The sequence below is a fragment of the Sungkyunkwania multivorans genome (assembly GCF_042675645.1).
Taxonomy (GTDB): domain Bacteria; phylum Bacteroidota; class Bacteroidia; order Flavobacteriales; family Flavobacteriaceae; genus Sungkyunkwania; species Sungkyunkwania multivorans.
In genome coordinates this window covers 889207-903412 of the sequence record NZ_JBHTJH010000017.1, presented here as the reverse complement: position 1 = coordinate 903412, position 14206 = coordinate 889207, and the positions used below count along the sequence as shown (strand labels likewise).

13 protein-coding genes and 1 tRNA gene are annotated in these 14206 nt (G+C 42.1%); 9 read left to right on the top strand and 5 right to left on the bottom strand.

Features of this window, described 5'->3' with window-relative positions:
* Window positions 1-22: 22 nt before the first annotated feature.
* Genes ACFQ1M_RS15380 through ACFQ1M_RS15365 form a run of 4 tightly spaced genes read left to right on the top strand, consistent with a single transcriptional unit; the run spans window position 23 to window position 2202 of the window.
* Window positions 23-352: a MerR family transcriptional regulator gene (locus ACFQ1M_RS15380; RefSeq protein WP_386409780.1), complete on the top strand. Its 330-nt coding sequence runs from the start codon at window positions 23-25 to the stop codon at window positions 350-352.
* Between the two features lie 10 nt (window positions 353-362).
* On the top strand, window positions 363-971 hold the full coding sequence (locus ACFQ1M_RS15375; RefSeq protein ID WP_386409778.1) for a LemA family protein: 609 nt from the start codon (window positions 363-365) through the stop codon (window positions 969-971).
* A gap of 2 nt (window positions 972-973) precedes the next feature.
* Window positions 974-1417 (top strand): TPM domain-containing protein, encoded by a 444-nt coding sequence (locus tag ACFQ1M_RS15370; protein WP_386409776.1) that lies wholly within the window; start codon window positions 974-976, stop codon window positions 1415-1417.
* Complete coding sequence (locus ACFQ1M_RS15365) at window positions 1414-2202, top strand: TPM domain-containing protein (RefSeq protein WP_386409774.1); 789 nt, start codon at window positions 1414-1416, stop codon at window positions 2200-2202. The genes ACFQ1M_RS15370 and ACFQ1M_RS15365 overlap by 4 nt, the downstream gene beginning before the upstream one ends.
* A gap of 114 nt (window positions 2203-2316) precedes the next feature.
* On the opposite strand, the gene der is transcribed toward ACFQ1M_RS15365, so the two are convergent.
* Complete coding sequence (gene der / locus ACFQ1M_RS15360) at window positions 2317-3621, bottom strand: ribosome biogenesis GTPase Der (RefSeq protein WP_386409772.1); 1305 nt, start codon at window positions 3619-3621, stop codon at window positions 2317-2319.
* 78 nt (window positions 3622-3699) lie between these two features.
* Between der and ACFQ1M_RS15355 the strand changes: the two genes are divergently transcribed.
* Window positions 3700-4209, top strand: a complete 510-nt coding sequence (locus tag ACFQ1M_RS15355; protein ID WP_386409770.1) for a GTP-binding protein — start codon at window positions 3700-3702, stop codon at window positions 4207-4209.
* Between the two features lie 151 nt (window positions 4210-4360).
* On the opposite strand, the gene era is transcribed toward ACFQ1M_RS15355, so the two are convergent.
* Both era and ACFQ1M_RS15345 read right to left on the bottom strand, forming a co-directional pair.
* Window positions 4361-5248 (bottom strand): GTPase Era, encoded by an 888-nt coding sequence (gene era / locus ACFQ1M_RS15350; protein ID WP_386409768.1) that lies wholly within the window; start codon window positions 5246-5248, stop codon window positions 4361-4363.
* Complete coding sequence (locus ACFQ1M_RS15345; protein WP_386409766.1) at window positions 5248-6600, bottom strand: alanine/glycine:cation symporter family protein; 1353 nt, start codon at window positions 6598-6600, stop codon at window positions 5248-5250. The genes era and ACFQ1M_RS15345 overlap by 1 nt, the downstream gene beginning before the upstream one ends.
* Before the next feature lie 66 nt (window positions 6601-6666).
* On the opposite strand from ACFQ1M_RS15345, the gene ACFQ1M_RS15340 reads away from it, so the two are divergent.
* Entirely contained in the window at window positions 6667-7023 is a 357-nt protein-coding gene (locus tag ACFQ1M_RS15340; protein WP_386409764.1) for a hypothetical protein, read from the top strand.
* Between the two features lie 238 nt (window positions 7024-7261).
* On the opposite strand, the gene ACFQ1M_RS15335 is transcribed toward ACFQ1M_RS15340, so the two are convergent.
* Together ACFQ1M_RS15335 and ACFQ1M_RS15330 are read right to left on the bottom strand one after the other, a co-directional pair.
* Window positions 7262-7334: transfer RNA gene (locus tag ACFQ1M_RS15335), tRNA-Met, on the bottom strand.
* Between the two features lie 114 nt (window positions 7335-7448).
* A complete protein-coding gene (locus ACFQ1M_RS15330) occupies window positions 7449-7655 on the bottom strand; it encodes a hypothetical protein (RefSeq protein WP_386409762.1) in 207 nt (68 codons plus the stop codon).
* Between the two features lie 251 nt (window positions 7656-7906).
* On the opposite strand from ACFQ1M_RS15330, the gene ACFQ1M_RS15325 reads away from it, so the two are divergent.
* From ACFQ1M_RS15325 to ACFQ1M_RS15315, 3 genes are all read left to right on the top strand, one after another.
* Window positions 7907-8737: a T9SS type A sorting domain-containing protein gene (locus ACFQ1M_RS15325; RefSeq protein WP_386409760.1), complete on the top strand. Its 831-nt coding sequence runs from the start codon at window positions 7907-7909 to the stop codon at window positions 8735-8737.
* 671 nt (window positions 8738-9408) lie between these two features.
* Window positions 9409-9774, top strand: a complete 366-nt coding sequence (locus ACFQ1M_RS15320; RefSeq protein ID WP_386409758.1) for a hypothetical protein — start codon at window positions 9409-9411, stop codon at window positions 9772-9774.
* 79 nt (window positions 9775-9853) lie between these two features.
* Window positions 9854-14197: a CusA/CzcA family heavy metal efflux RND transporter gene (locus tag ACFQ1M_RS15315; protein ID WP_386409756.1), complete on the top strand. Its 4344-nt coding sequence runs from the start codon at window positions 9854-9856 to the stop codon at window positions 14195-14197.
* Window positions 14198-14206 lie beyond the last annotated feature (9 nt).

The following is a 14206-nucleotide window of genomic DNA, read 5'->3' as shown; positions in this document are numbered from 1 at the left end:
TAATTCTCATTAATTTTAGATTATGATAATAGATCTTCCCGAGAAACATTACTACAGCATAGGTGAAGTGGCCGAAGCGTTCCAAGTGAATACTTCTCTCATACGTTTTTGGGAACAGGAGTTTGACGAGATCAAGCCAAAAAAAAATGCGAAGGGAAATCGCAAGTTCACAACGAAGGACATCGAAAATCTCAAGCTTATCTATCATTTGGTGAAAGAGCGCGGATTTACCCTAGAAGGTGCGAAAATACACCTGAAGGAAAACAAGAAAAAGACGCTTTCAAATTTTGAGATCATCCAAAAGTTAGAAAAGGTGAAGGCTGAATTATTGAAGATCAAAGAACAACTTTAAATATATAAACATGAAGAAATATGGATGTTTGGCGGCTGTTGTCGGCGGAATTGTACTCTTAGCGATCATTGGTTTTTTCATAGCCACTGGGTTTTATAATAAAGCGGTCAGCTATCAGGAAGATGCAAAAACGGCTTGGTCCAATGTGGAGAGTTCCTATCAGCGACGAAACGACCTCATCGGTAATTTGGTAAAGACCGTTCAAGGAGCCGCAGATTTTGAACGTACCACGTTGAAAGAAGTGATCGATGCGCGTTCGAAAGCTACCGCTGTGAGTATCGACCCTACAAACATCACCCCAGAGCAATTGCAACAATTTCAGCAGGCCCAAAGTGGGTTGACCTCAGCGCTATCGCGATTGTTGGTCACCGTTGAGCGATATCCCGACTTGAAGGCAAATGAAAACTTTTTACAGCTGCAAGCACAATTGGAGGGTACTGAGAATCGTATCAATGTAGAACGAAACCGATACAATGAGGCTGTTGGGCAGTACAACAAACACATCAAAACATTCTTTGGACGTTTCTTTGCAGGCTACTATGATTTTGATGAGATGACCCGTTATGAAGCAGATCCCGGGTCCGAAGAGGCTCCCGACGTAGAATTCGACTTCAATTGATCATGTCTGCTGTAGAAAACTTTCTTACGGCCGAAGAAGAGCAAGAGATCATCGCAGCTATCCGCCGTGCCGAAAATGAGACTTCTGGAGAGATCCGTGTGCATTTAGAACCGTCTACCAAGGGTATGGATGCCTTGGAGCATGCCAAAGAAATATTTCACTGGTTGAAGATGGACAATACCAAAGATGAGAACGGCGTCCTTATCTATGTGGCGGTGACAGACCATACCTTTGCCATCTATGGTGACAAAGGAATCGACAAGCGTGTTCCCAAAGGCTTTTGGGATACCACCAGAGATCATATTGCTGCTGAATTCAAAAGAGGGAATTTCAAGCAAGGACTCGTGAATGGTATCATTGAAGCAGGCGAGCAGCTACAAGCACATTTTCCGTGGCATCATGGCGATAAGAACGAACTGCCTAACGACATATCTAAGGGAGAATGAAAAATCTTAAAGTTATATGCTTGCTTCCCATTCTCTTTTTGAATGTGATCTGTGTTTTCGGGCAATTTGAGATTCCAGCAAAACCGAGAGAACAGACGGCAGTTTACGATTACATCAAACTGCTTTCAGCCTTTTCAAAAGAACGGCTCGAACAAAAATTGATACGTTATTCAGACACGACCTCCACACAGGTGGTAGTGGCGATCATCTCTTCGACCAAAGGTGAGGATATCAATTATCTGGCCGCCCAATGGGGTCAAAAATGGGGAATTGGACAAGGCGAGGAAGACAATGGAGTTTTGGTCCTTCTAGCCAAAGACGATCGACGCGTAAGCATACAGACAGGCTATGGTATTGAAGAATATATACCAGATGCTACGGCAAAACTGATCATTGAGCGGGAAATGATTCCCCAATTCAAGAGAAATGATTATGAGGAAGGTCTGGAGCGAGGTACTGACGCGATCATCGATGCTTTGGAAGGTAAATTTAAAGGGACTAGAGATGACGGTAGTGATTTCCCTTTTGGTAAATTCATAGTGCTCATCTTTATCTTCATTACGATACTCATCATATTAAGCAGCAATCGACGAAACCGACATGGAGGACGTGGTGGTGGCAAACGCTCTGGGATGGAAGACATTTTTGATGTCATTATTCTAAGTAATATGGGTAGAGGCGGCTTCGGAGGGTCCTCGGGTGGTGGAAGCTTCGGTGGTGGCGGCTTTGGTGGAGGATTCGGCGGCGGCGGCTTTGGAGGCGGCGGTGCCAGCGGAGGATGGTAGTTCAGTTGGCAGTTGGCGGTTAAAAAGATAACCCCCTAACACCTAACACCTAACACCTAACACCTAACACCTAACACCTAACACCTAACACCTAACACCTAACACCTAACAAACCTATTTCTTTCTGAAGTAAATGGTAATTGGCACCCCATTGAAGTTAAAGTGCTCTCGTAGTTTATTCTCCAAAAAACGTTTGTAAGGATCCCGTAAATACTGTGGAAGATTACAGAAAAATGCGAACTGTGGATATTTTGTGGGCAATTGCGTACAGAACTTGATCTTTACATATTTACCCTTGTATGCAGGCGGTGGTTGATTTTCAATGATCGGGAGCATCACATCGTTCAACTTGCTCGTGGAGATGCGATTGCTTCTATTCTTATAGACCTCAACGGCGGTCTCGATCGCCTTGAAAATTCGCTGTTTCGTCATGGCAGAGATAAAGACGATAGGCACATCGGTAAAAGGCTCAATTTCTTTGCGGATCATCTGCTCGAACTCTTTGACGGTGCGATTGTCTTTTTCAACAAGATCCCATTTGTTCACCAGGATCACGATTCCTTTGTGATTTCGTTCCGCCAACCAAAAGATATTTTGAACCTGACCGTCAAAGCCGCGTGTAGCATCGAATACCAACAAGCATACGTCGCAATGCTCAATGGCCCTTACGGAACGCATTACCGAATAGAATTCCAAGTCTTCTTTTACCTTGGACTTGCGTCGAATCCCGGCGGTGTCTACCAAGTTGAATTCAAATCCGAAACGATCGTATTTGGTGTCGATACTATCTCTAGTGGTTCCTGCAATATCTGTTACAATATATCGCTCCTCCCCAATCAGCGCATTGATAAAGGAAGATTTTCCAGCATTTGGGCGTCCGACCACCGCAAACCTTGGCAAGTCGTTTTCCTCTTCCTCAGGTTTATCGGGTAGCGCCTCGATCAAGGCATCCAGCAATTCGCCCGTTCCACTACCATTCATACCAGAGATCGTATAATACTCTCCCAATCCTAAGGAATAGAACTCTACAGCCTGGGCCTCACGCATCGAGTTGTCTACTTTGTTGACCACCAAAAGCACTGGTTTATTCACTTTTCGAAGCAATTTTGCCACATCTTCGTCCATGCCGGTAACACCAGCTTCTACATCCACCATAAAGAGAATGGCATCGGCCTCGTCGATAGCGAGCTCTACCTGTTTATCGATTTCTTGCTCAAAAATATCATCACTTCCAACAACATAACCGCCAGTGTCGATAAGGGAAAACTCTTTCCCATTCCAATCAGATTTACCATAGTGGCGGTCTCTGGTTACGCCACTTGTGGCATCGACAATAGCCTCCCTTCGCTGTATCATTCTATTGAACAACGTTGATTTTCCTACATTGGGTCTTCCTACTATGGCTACGATATTGCTCATCTTCTAAATTTCTGGGGGCAAAGGTATGCTAAAAATTAAGAAAAAACAGTAACTTATTGTTCTGTTAAACAACCGATCATGACCCTTTTAAGCAATGAAGTCGTCCTAAGGCCAAGGTTTACCATCGAATTGGAATTTTCCAATGAAGAGGCACTGAGATTGTTCGAGGAATCGAAGACAACTGATTTTGTAATATCGCGCATCGATGATCACGTCTTTATCAGAATACCCAGAGGCAAGCAACACTTCTGGTCTCCACAGTTGCATTTAGAGATCGAACCCATGGAAGATGGCAAAAGCCTTCTGCGCGGTCTTTTTGGTCCTAAACCAAGTATTTGGACCATGTTCATGTTCGCGCATTTGATCGTGGCGACCATCTTTATCATCTTTGGGATCTGGGCCTATAGTAACTGGTCTATCAATAATGATTTTATTCCTCAGTTGGTTGTGATGTTCTTTATGCTTATTATCTGGTTTGGACTCTATTTTGCTGGTAGAATGGGTAAAGATGCTGGGAAGGGAGAAATGAGGTCGTTGTACGATTATATGTTGTCCACCCTTAGCGCCAAGCAATCACCTATCGCATAATCACAGTATCACTGTTAGATACAAATTCTTAAGTTCTATTCTTGCGATAGTTATATCCCACCCATAGAGCGAAAAGAAAAAATATGCCTGTCAAATACAACAAAGTCGGTCAGTGTTAGAGGAATACTGCTAAAATAATAAAAAAGATAGATTATTTTTTGTTATACCCGAAGCGCTTCAACTGATTGGCATTGCTGCGCCAATTCTTGTTCACCTTCACATATAGTTCGAGGTGTATCTGTTTTCCAAAGAATTTTTCAAGGTCTTTCCGCGCTTGGATTCCTACTTTCTTCAAAGCGGCACCTTTATGTCCGATGATGATCCCTTTTTGAGTATCGCGCTCTACCATAATGATCGACCTAATGCGAATGATGTTCTCTTCCTCGAAAAATTCTTCGGTATCGACCTCAACGGCATAAGGAATCTCCTTCTTGTAATTCAGCAAGATCTTTTCTCGGATCGCCTCATTGACAAAGAAACGTTCAGGCTTATCGGTCAATTGATCCTTTGGATAGAAGGGTGGCGACTCTGGAAGCAATTCAAGGATCCTATTGAAAATGGTTCCTACATTGAAGTTCTCTAGTGCCGAAATAGGATAGACCTCGGCATTGGGCACTTTCTCCTTCCAAAACTGCATCTGCTGTTCCAACATCTCTTGGTTAGACCTATCGATCTTATTTAGCAGCAACAAAACAGGGATCTTTGTATTGGTGATCTTGTTGAAGAAAGCTTCATCCTTTAGGTCTTTCTCTCCGATCTCTACCATATAAAGAAGCACATCGGCATCTTCAAAGGCAGATTTTACAAAGTCCATCATCGACTCTTGTAGCTCATAGGCAGGTTTTATAATTCCCGGCGTATCTGAGAATACCACTTGAAAGTCATCGCCGTTGACGATACCAAAAATTCGATGCCGCGTGGTCTGCGCCTTGCTCGTAATAATGGATAGCTTCTCACCTATAAAGGCATTCATCAAGGTGGATTTCCCCACGTTTGGGTTTCCGATGATATTTACGAATCCTGCTTTATGCTTCTCCATCAAATCGTTTTAAAGTAATTATTCATTGCCTCCTTGATCCTTGGTGACAAGTAAATGATCGCGATCATGTTGGGGATGCTCATCAACGCAAAGGAAAGATCGATCAAGCCTATCACCACATCCACACTCGCCAACGCTGCAAAGGTAATGCTAAGAATGTAAATGACATTATACCATTTCCCTATTTTAAAGTCGGTCAAAAAAGACAAACATTTTGTTCCATAATATGAATAGGTAAATAAGGTTGAAAGCGCGAATGCCGCTACCAATACCATCAACAAAATATCACCGACGCCAAACAGCGAATGTTTAAAAGCGATCAAGGTCATGGTGATGCCATTGGTCTCGGCCAAGAGATAGGACTTGCTTACGATAATGATAAGTGCCGTAAGTGTGCAAACGATGATGGTATCGATAAAGGGTCCTAACATAGCTACCAAGCCCTCTCGAATCGGTTCTTTGGTCTTCGATTGCCCATGATACATCGGTGCCAACCCTACTCCAGACTCGTTAGAGAACACCGCTCGCCGTATCCCTATGATGATCAATCCCCAGAGACCGCCCTGAATGGCCGTTTTCAGATTAAAAGCTTCTGAGAAGATCAACCGAAAAGACGGGATGATCTCTGTATAATTTGCGGACATGATATACAATGCTGCAATAAAATATATTCCTACCATAAACGGCACTATGGCTGTTGCCACTTGAACGATCTTCTTCAATCCGCCAAAGATGACCAGAGAGGTAATTATGGATAGGGTAATTCCAATGATCAACCGCCAATTGAATTCACCTAGATTTAACAAGGTCTCATCAGGTCTCACAACTTCCATCAAGGTTTGCGTGAATTGATTGGTGGTAAAAGCGGGTAACACGCCCACCAAACCGGCCAAACAGAAAAAGGCAGCCAGACCCTTCCCCACTTTTGGAAGTCCTTCAGAAATGTAGTACATAGGTCCTCCTTGCAATATTCCGTTTCCAAGATCCTTTCTGAAGAGAATGGCCAAACTGGCCGAATAGAATTTGATGCACATCCCTATGATGGCCGTCAGCCACATCCAGAATACCACTCCAGGACCACCATAATAAATGGCGATGGCCACCCCAGAAATATTTCCCAAACCAACAGTTGCTGCAACGGCAGAAGATAAGGCTTCCAAATGACTTACTTCGCCAGGGTCGTCGGCTTTAGAATACTTCCCCGACACTAGATCGATCGCATGTTTGAAGTATTTATAAGGCTTGAAGCCCGAATAGATCATCAGAAATATTCCTCCGCCAATGATCAAAAGGAGCATCACCCACTCTGTGGAGGAAACGAGATATGATAAATACTCTTGAAATGATTTCACTGTTTGAAGATACTACTTTTCTCACTTTGGCATCGTCCTTGGTCATTACATAACAAATAGTTCTTTATGAAATATTTTTTACATCTGGCACTGCTTATTGGAATCCTCAATCTAGGTTCTAATATGTTTACGATGCCCAGCAACAATTCTGATAAAGATCTGAGGAAATTAGACTCCTGTTATTTTGAAGGAAGGCCCTTGTATGGAAAGATCAAATTAGTCGAAAATAAATCTCAGGCAGATGTTACTGTGAAGATTGTAAGTAGTTTTCCAGATTTGAAAGTAAAATTCGTGGAACATTTCGCCGATGATTGTGGCGAATGGCAGATCGTTGAGCATGGAGAGGATCTGCGCGTTTACATCACTGAGAACTTTGAAGATATTAAGGTAAAGCCAGTTTCGAGTTTTCCTGGGTTGAACTAGTTCGTTTAATATTTCACGGGCGCAATATGAGTACAAGAAAAGCCAAACACTTTCGTATTTGGCTTGTTGTAGCGAGAACAGGATTAATTCGCCGAGGCTCGTTGGTCCTAAATTGGAGACTTGCACAAAGAAGCTTTTATTGCTTTGTAATAATTGGTTTTTATTTTTCCATCATAATGATGCAAGCATCAAATGACTCCAAAATAAAAGCCCCTTGAATAATCAAGAGGCTTCTTTGTAGCGGGAACAGGACTCGAACCTGTGACCTTCGGGTTATGAGCCCGACGAGCTACCTACTGCTCTATCCCGCGATATGGACTGCAAATATACTACCCTTTTTCTTTTTGGCAAGCATAAAGATGCACTTTTTTACTATTTCTAAAAAAACATCGCCTAGGGAAAAAGAGCTACTCACTATACCTACTTTATCCTTTACTCACCTTTGTACCGAAATAACGTCTTATATCAATATCAGCCATCGGTTGTAAAGCGCCATAGACGATCTCTTTATATATCTTATTGGTGATGGAGTCGACCTTTAGAAAACTCGACCTCATCAAATGTCGGGCCTCATTGACGATCTCCTCAGCAAAGTGGGTCGAACAATATTTGGCCAGGACCAAATCATTCATTTTCATTCTGTGAAAACAGCCGTTGTCGCGCTTAGAGAATTCGAAAATATTCGATCATTTTATGAAATAGGAAATTATCGACTGTATCTATTAGAGCAAAAATGTTGGCATTGCTAGACCACTCAATAAGATGAGCATAATTTTGTCTACATTTATAGCATAGAAATCAATTACTTCATTATAAAAAATTGTGTGAGGTATTTCAAGATTCAATAGTACCTAAAGAAACAACTAACCTAAATATGACAACTATGAAAAAATCTTTACCTTTTTTATTTGCTACTACCCTTTTTCTTAGCGCCAATTCTCTTTTAGCTCAATCGACCGAGGATTTTGAAGACGAGACGTTGGGTTCTTCTACCTTTACCGATAATGGCCAAATGTTTTCAGTGTCGAGTACCGCTGGTGAGACCTATGACATCTTTAACTGCGCTAATTGTGGATGGAACGGTACTGCACCAGACTTGCAGTTTTATGATAACAGCGGTGGCAGTAATGGCACAAATAATGGGAGTAGCTTCACAGTGGTTACAAGTGATGGAACGGACATAATTGTTTCGAGTCTTTATCTGTTTTGTGCCACGACTTCGCTCGCTAATCATACCGGAACACTTACCTTAACCGGACGAAAGGAAGGCGCTGTAGTATTTAGCATAACTAAAAGCACAGGTTTTGCGAATCCTGTGACCTTGACTCCAAATAACGGCTTTACTTTTATTGATTTTGCCACAGAGGGCATGGCCGACTATTCCGCTTCACCAATAGACGAGCTTATATTTTCTAGCACGGGCAATCTCGACTATATGGCACTCGATGCATTCACTTGGAATTTTGCATCAGCTCTTTCTACTGAAAGTTTTACCCAAAATAGCATTGAGATCGTTCCAAATCCTGCTTCGGATTTTATCACATTCCAAAACGCTAAAAGTGAACTTGAATACAAAATATTTGATGCCCTAGGTCGCAAAATTGAAAATGGTATCATCAATAGCTCTGAAAGAATTGATGTTTCAAGTTTGGACTATGGGATGTATTTTGTGCAATTGGAAAATAGCAAGGCAATCAAGTTTATCAAAAATTAGAAAGCGATACCTTACAGCGACATAACTATCAGAATACCTTAGAGATCACTATTTACCTCGCAATAACTCCACGATAAAAGTGCTATTGCGAGGTAATTGGAGCTTCCTCGTCCTAGTTTTCCTCTTTCAGGCCCATACCGCAACAAGATGAAAGAATGAATCCTGTTTGAATATTAAATAGAAGTTATGAAATTCCTCAGCGTTCTCGATACAATCCCGAGGACTCGGGATCACTCGAACTGACAAATTGGTACTTTCGAAGATTTGAAAGATTATTTGCAAAGTTTTCCCCTTTCAGGCCCATTCCGCAACAAGGTGGAGGAATGAATCCTGTTCGAACAGTAAATTGAAGCTATGAAATTCCTCAGCGTTCTCGATACAATCCCGAGGACTCGGGATCACTCGAACTGACAAATTGGTACTTTCGAAGATTTGAAAGATTATTTGCAAAGTTTTCTTCTATTCAGGTTCATTTCAAAATAACTCAAAGGAGCCGATTTTCTTTACCCTTCACAGAATAAATCGTTCTGCATCGATGCCTGGTAAGCTGTTGATTACCATTTTAAAACACTTCTAAATAAGAAAGAATTCTAGCGAAATACATGCAATCGATTTCATTAATCATTATTTTTACGTGTATGCATCGCCTAGTTTCCATAATGCTTTCCCTTATGGCACTATTCCAGAGCTTTGGAATAGGAATCGACGATGCCATTCAAATGGATGAGCTGATCGAACATGCACGATTTCATCAAGAAAAGTATGGTGACAATATGCTTGTCTTTATTTCAAAGCACTATGGAGCGTTAAAGGACACTCATGAACAAGAGCACCAAGAAGAAAAAGGAGAACACGAGCAGCTCCCTTTTCAAAATAGCTCGCACACTACTCCTCCGGTTGTTTTGGTCCAGAATATTTCAAAAACCGAATGCGGCACGCCTGAGCTTTTAGAGTTGACCATTCCAAATTTTTACTACCAAGCGCCTTCATCCTCGCTTCATTCCGAAGGACTCTTGCATCCCCCACAGCTTTCATAATCGATCAACGGTCATTTTTACATCAAGTTCAACTTAGGGCATGGTTTTGTTCACATTGATTATTTATTGAAGAAATGTTATGTTATCTCATATCATCCGTTTTAGTATAAAGAACAAGTTCATTGTTCTTATGTTCACCACATTCATAGCAGGATTTGGAATGTATTCTTTGTCTCAAATCTCCATAGGGGCCGTTCCTGATGTAACCAACAATCAAGTACAGGTAATTACAACCTCCCGTAATCTGTCTACTCAGGATATGGAGCAATTCATTACCTATCCGGTAGAGTTAGAAATGGCCAATCTACCGGGTGTCATAGAGATTCGGTCAATTTCAAAGTTTGGCCTTTCGGTGGTGACGATCGTCTTTGAAGACGACATGGGGACCTATCTGCCTAGACAGCTCATCGCAGAAAAGATCAAGTCGGCTTCTGAAAAGATCCCTGTGGGCTATGGCACTCCCGAAATGGGGCCTATCACCACTGGACTGGGAGAGATCTATCAATACATTCTTGATGTGAAACCTGAGTTTAAAGATGATTACACAGCCGAAGACCTGAGAACCATCCAAGATTGGGTCGTAAAGCGACAACTTTCCGGTGTTCCTGGCGTAGTAGAGGTAAACACCTGGGGTGGTTTTTTAAAGCAATACGAAGTTGCTATCGATACTCAAAAACTAAACGCGATGAATATCACTGCGCGTGATGTTTTCGATGCTTTGAAGACGAACAACAATGTGTCGGGTGGCGGCTATATCGAAAAGGTAAACCAAGCTTATTTTATTCGAGGGGAAGGCCTTGTCTCTTCGTTGAAGGATATTGAGAATATCGTCGTAAAAAATGATACTGGCATTCCCGTCTATGTCAAAGATGTTGCGAAAGTGGGCTTTGGAAGAGCTACACGTTTCGGCGCCATTACGGGGAATGGTGAGGGGGAAAAAGTTTTGGGACAGGTGATGATGCTAAAGGATGCCAACTCTAAAAAGGTGATCGAAGCTGTTAAAGAAAGAGTGACATCCATCTCAAAATCGTTACCAGAAGGCGTTTATATCAATGCCTTTCTCGATCGAAGTGAACTGATAGCAAAGACAACCTTTACGGTCACAGAAAATCTAGTGCTTGGTTGTCTTATCGTAATCTTTGTAGTGGTGTTGCTCTTAGGCAACCTCAGATCAGGACTTGTCGTAGCCTCCATAATTCCGTTGTGCCTGCTCTTCGCCTTGTCCTTAATGTTCATCTTTGGTGTCGATGCCAATTTGATGAGTCTCGGCGCGATCGATTTTGGAATCATCATCGACGGAGCCGTGATCGTTGTAGAGTTTATCGCTTTTCAGATCACCAAAAGACAAAACGAGATCAACGCTCTTGAAAGATCAGAAAGACAAGCACTAAAAGACAAGATCACATTTAAGGGTGCCTCTAAAATGATGAACTCGGCCATTTTTGGACAGTTGATCATATTGATCGTCTTTATCCCTATTCTTTCACTTAGCGGCGTAGAAGGAAAAATGTTCAAGCCTATGGCATTGACCTTTAGCTTTGCTCTCATCGGGGCCATGATCCTCTGTTTCACCTATGTACCAGTGGCTGCATCGCTATTCATAAAACCAACAAAAACCTCCACCAAAAATGTCTCGATTCGTTTGATGCAGTTGCTCAACAAAATATATGAACCCACCATTCATTGGGCATTGCGTAGTAAGAAGTGGGTGCTTGGAATAGCGCTGAGTCTTTTGACCGCTTCATTGTTTTTATTCGCCTCAATGGGAGGAGAATTTGTGCCCACCTTAGATGAAGGTGACTTTGTTATTCAACCTATTTTAAAAACAGGCACCTCCTTGAGCAATACAGTCAAGATCACCACCGAAATTGAAAATATTCTCTTGGAGCAATTTCCTGAAGTAAAACAAGTAGTAACGCGCATTGGTGCTGCTGAAGTGCCAACAGACCCCATGTCGATGGAAGAAAGTGATGTCATCATTGTATTGAAACCCAAGCGCGAATGGACCTCGGCATCATCAAAAGATGAGCTGGCAGATAAATTCAAAGAAGCCTTAAAAGTAATTCCAGGGATGGAGGTCGAGTTTACCCAACCAATAGAGATGCGATTCAATGAACTGATTACAGGCGTGCGTGCCGATATCGCCATCAAGATCTTTGGAGAGGACTTGAACATTCTTGCCAAAAAAGGTAATGAGATCGGCAAATTGATCGAAAACGTTCCTGGAGCCGCAGATATTTCTGTAGAAAAAATAGCGGGATTACCAGAGATGAATGTACAATACGATAGGACTAAAATTGCACGATACGGACTCAATATTCAGGAACTGAATGACATGGTATCTATGGGATTTGGGGGAAAGGCCGCAGGTAGTATTTTTGAAGGAGAAAAACGTTTCGATCTTGTTGTTAGGCTAGACAAAGAAAAACGCCGAGATATTGACGATCTTAAAAATCTCTACGTAGATCTACCCGCCGGCGGTAAGATTCCATTGAGCGAATTAGCGGTCATCTGTTATAAAAAGGGGGCTGCAAAAATCGCTCGAGATGACACCCGAAGAAGAATTGTCGTGGGCATCAATGTGCGTAATCGTGATCTACAATCGGTGGTAGACGATGTGCAGCAATTAATCGATGATAATATAAAACTGCCCACTGGCTACTCCATTACTTACGGCGGCCAGTTTGAAAATCTGCGAAGTGCCAAATCGAGACTAAAGGTCGCTGTGCCAATTGCACTAGCCTTAATATTCATTCTTCTATATTTCGCATTCAACTCTATCAAGGATGCTTTGATGGTCTACTCTGCCATTCCGCTGGCAGCGGTCGGTGGCGTACTATTGTTGTGGATTCGTGACCTGCCCTTTAGCATTTCAGCAGGAGTTGGTTTTATTGCACTGTTTGGAATTGCAGTACTCAACGGAATTGTATTGATAGAACATTTTAAAGAATTAAAACACAAAGGATTTGAAACCATGGAAGCTTTGATCAAACAAGGAACAAGAGATCGCTTACGAGCGGTGTTGCTCACGGCTGCTGCTGCGGCTCTCGGTTTTCTGCCAATGGCAATTTCTACCAACGTTGGTGCAGAAGTCCAACGTCCGCTAGCGACGGTGGTCATTGGCGGTTTGATCACTTCCACCTTACTTACAATGGTGGTTTTACCGGTACTCTATGCATTGTTCAATCGTTCATCCAATTCCAAAAGAAAGCATAAGAATCCCCGTCTAGGGAAAGGATTCATCCTTGTTTTGGTTTTACTGCCGTTCGTTAGCTTTGGCCAACAAACAACTGGACTTCAATTGCCCGAGCTCATTGCCCTTGCACTAGAGAACAATGCCGGTCTAAAAGCCAGCAACTTGCAAGTAGAACAGTCGCATGCCTTGGTGAATGGTGCTTTTGATTTTGATAAGACACAAATATATTATCAATTCGATGAGAACAACCTGGCACTGAATGACAAGCCGATACGAGTTTTTGGCATTCAACAAGACTTTCGATTTCCAACTGTATATTTTTCTAAAAGGAGAGCAAACAAAGCCCGTAATCTTATAGCCGCTAGCTCCTATGAAATTCAGAAAAAAGGACTTAAAAGGAAAGTAACTGCGCGTTTTTATACCTATCAAATTGCACGCGAAAAGGAAAATGTCTACAAGAAATTAGATAGCCTCTATGCTGATTTTGCTAGAATCGCTTCACGGCGATTCGAATTGGGCGAAACCAACTATCTCGAAAAGATAACAGCCGCCTCAAAGCAAAGGCAAATACACCTTAACTTCAAAAAGGCACATAACATGGCTATTTTGGCCTATGCTCAATTGCTTAGCGTGGTTCAACCTAAGGATAGCATTGAGATTGCGACTACCCAGATCATTAAGTTGCCCCTGGATGCGTTGTCTTTTAATTTGACTGACAGTCCCGAAATAAGGTTGTATGAAAATCGAGTTTCCTTACTTCGATCAGAGCGGCGTTTAGAAATGCAGCAACTACTGCCCGATATCAGCCTGGAATACTTTCAAGGCACTAACTCAGAACTCAACCAAAACCTTTACGGATATCAACTGGGCTTGAAAATACCTATTCTTTTTGGTGGGCAATCATCTCGAATCAAGGCGGCTAGTATCGCAGAAGACATTGTTGAAGCCGAATCTTATGAGTATGAAATTCAGCTAAACGCTAAGTTGAAGATACTCAAACTACAGCTGGCTCAACTTCAAAATGCACTGAGCTATTATGAAACTGAAGGGACGGCACTTTCTGACGAAATCTTAAAGACTGCAAACGGCAGCTTTAAGAATGGGGAGATCGACTTCTTTCAATACATTCAGAGCATGGAGAGTGCTTATGAAATAAAATTGGATTACCTGGACAAACTTCATGAATACAATCAAACAATTATTGCCATCAATCACTTAACCCTCTAAACACAACCT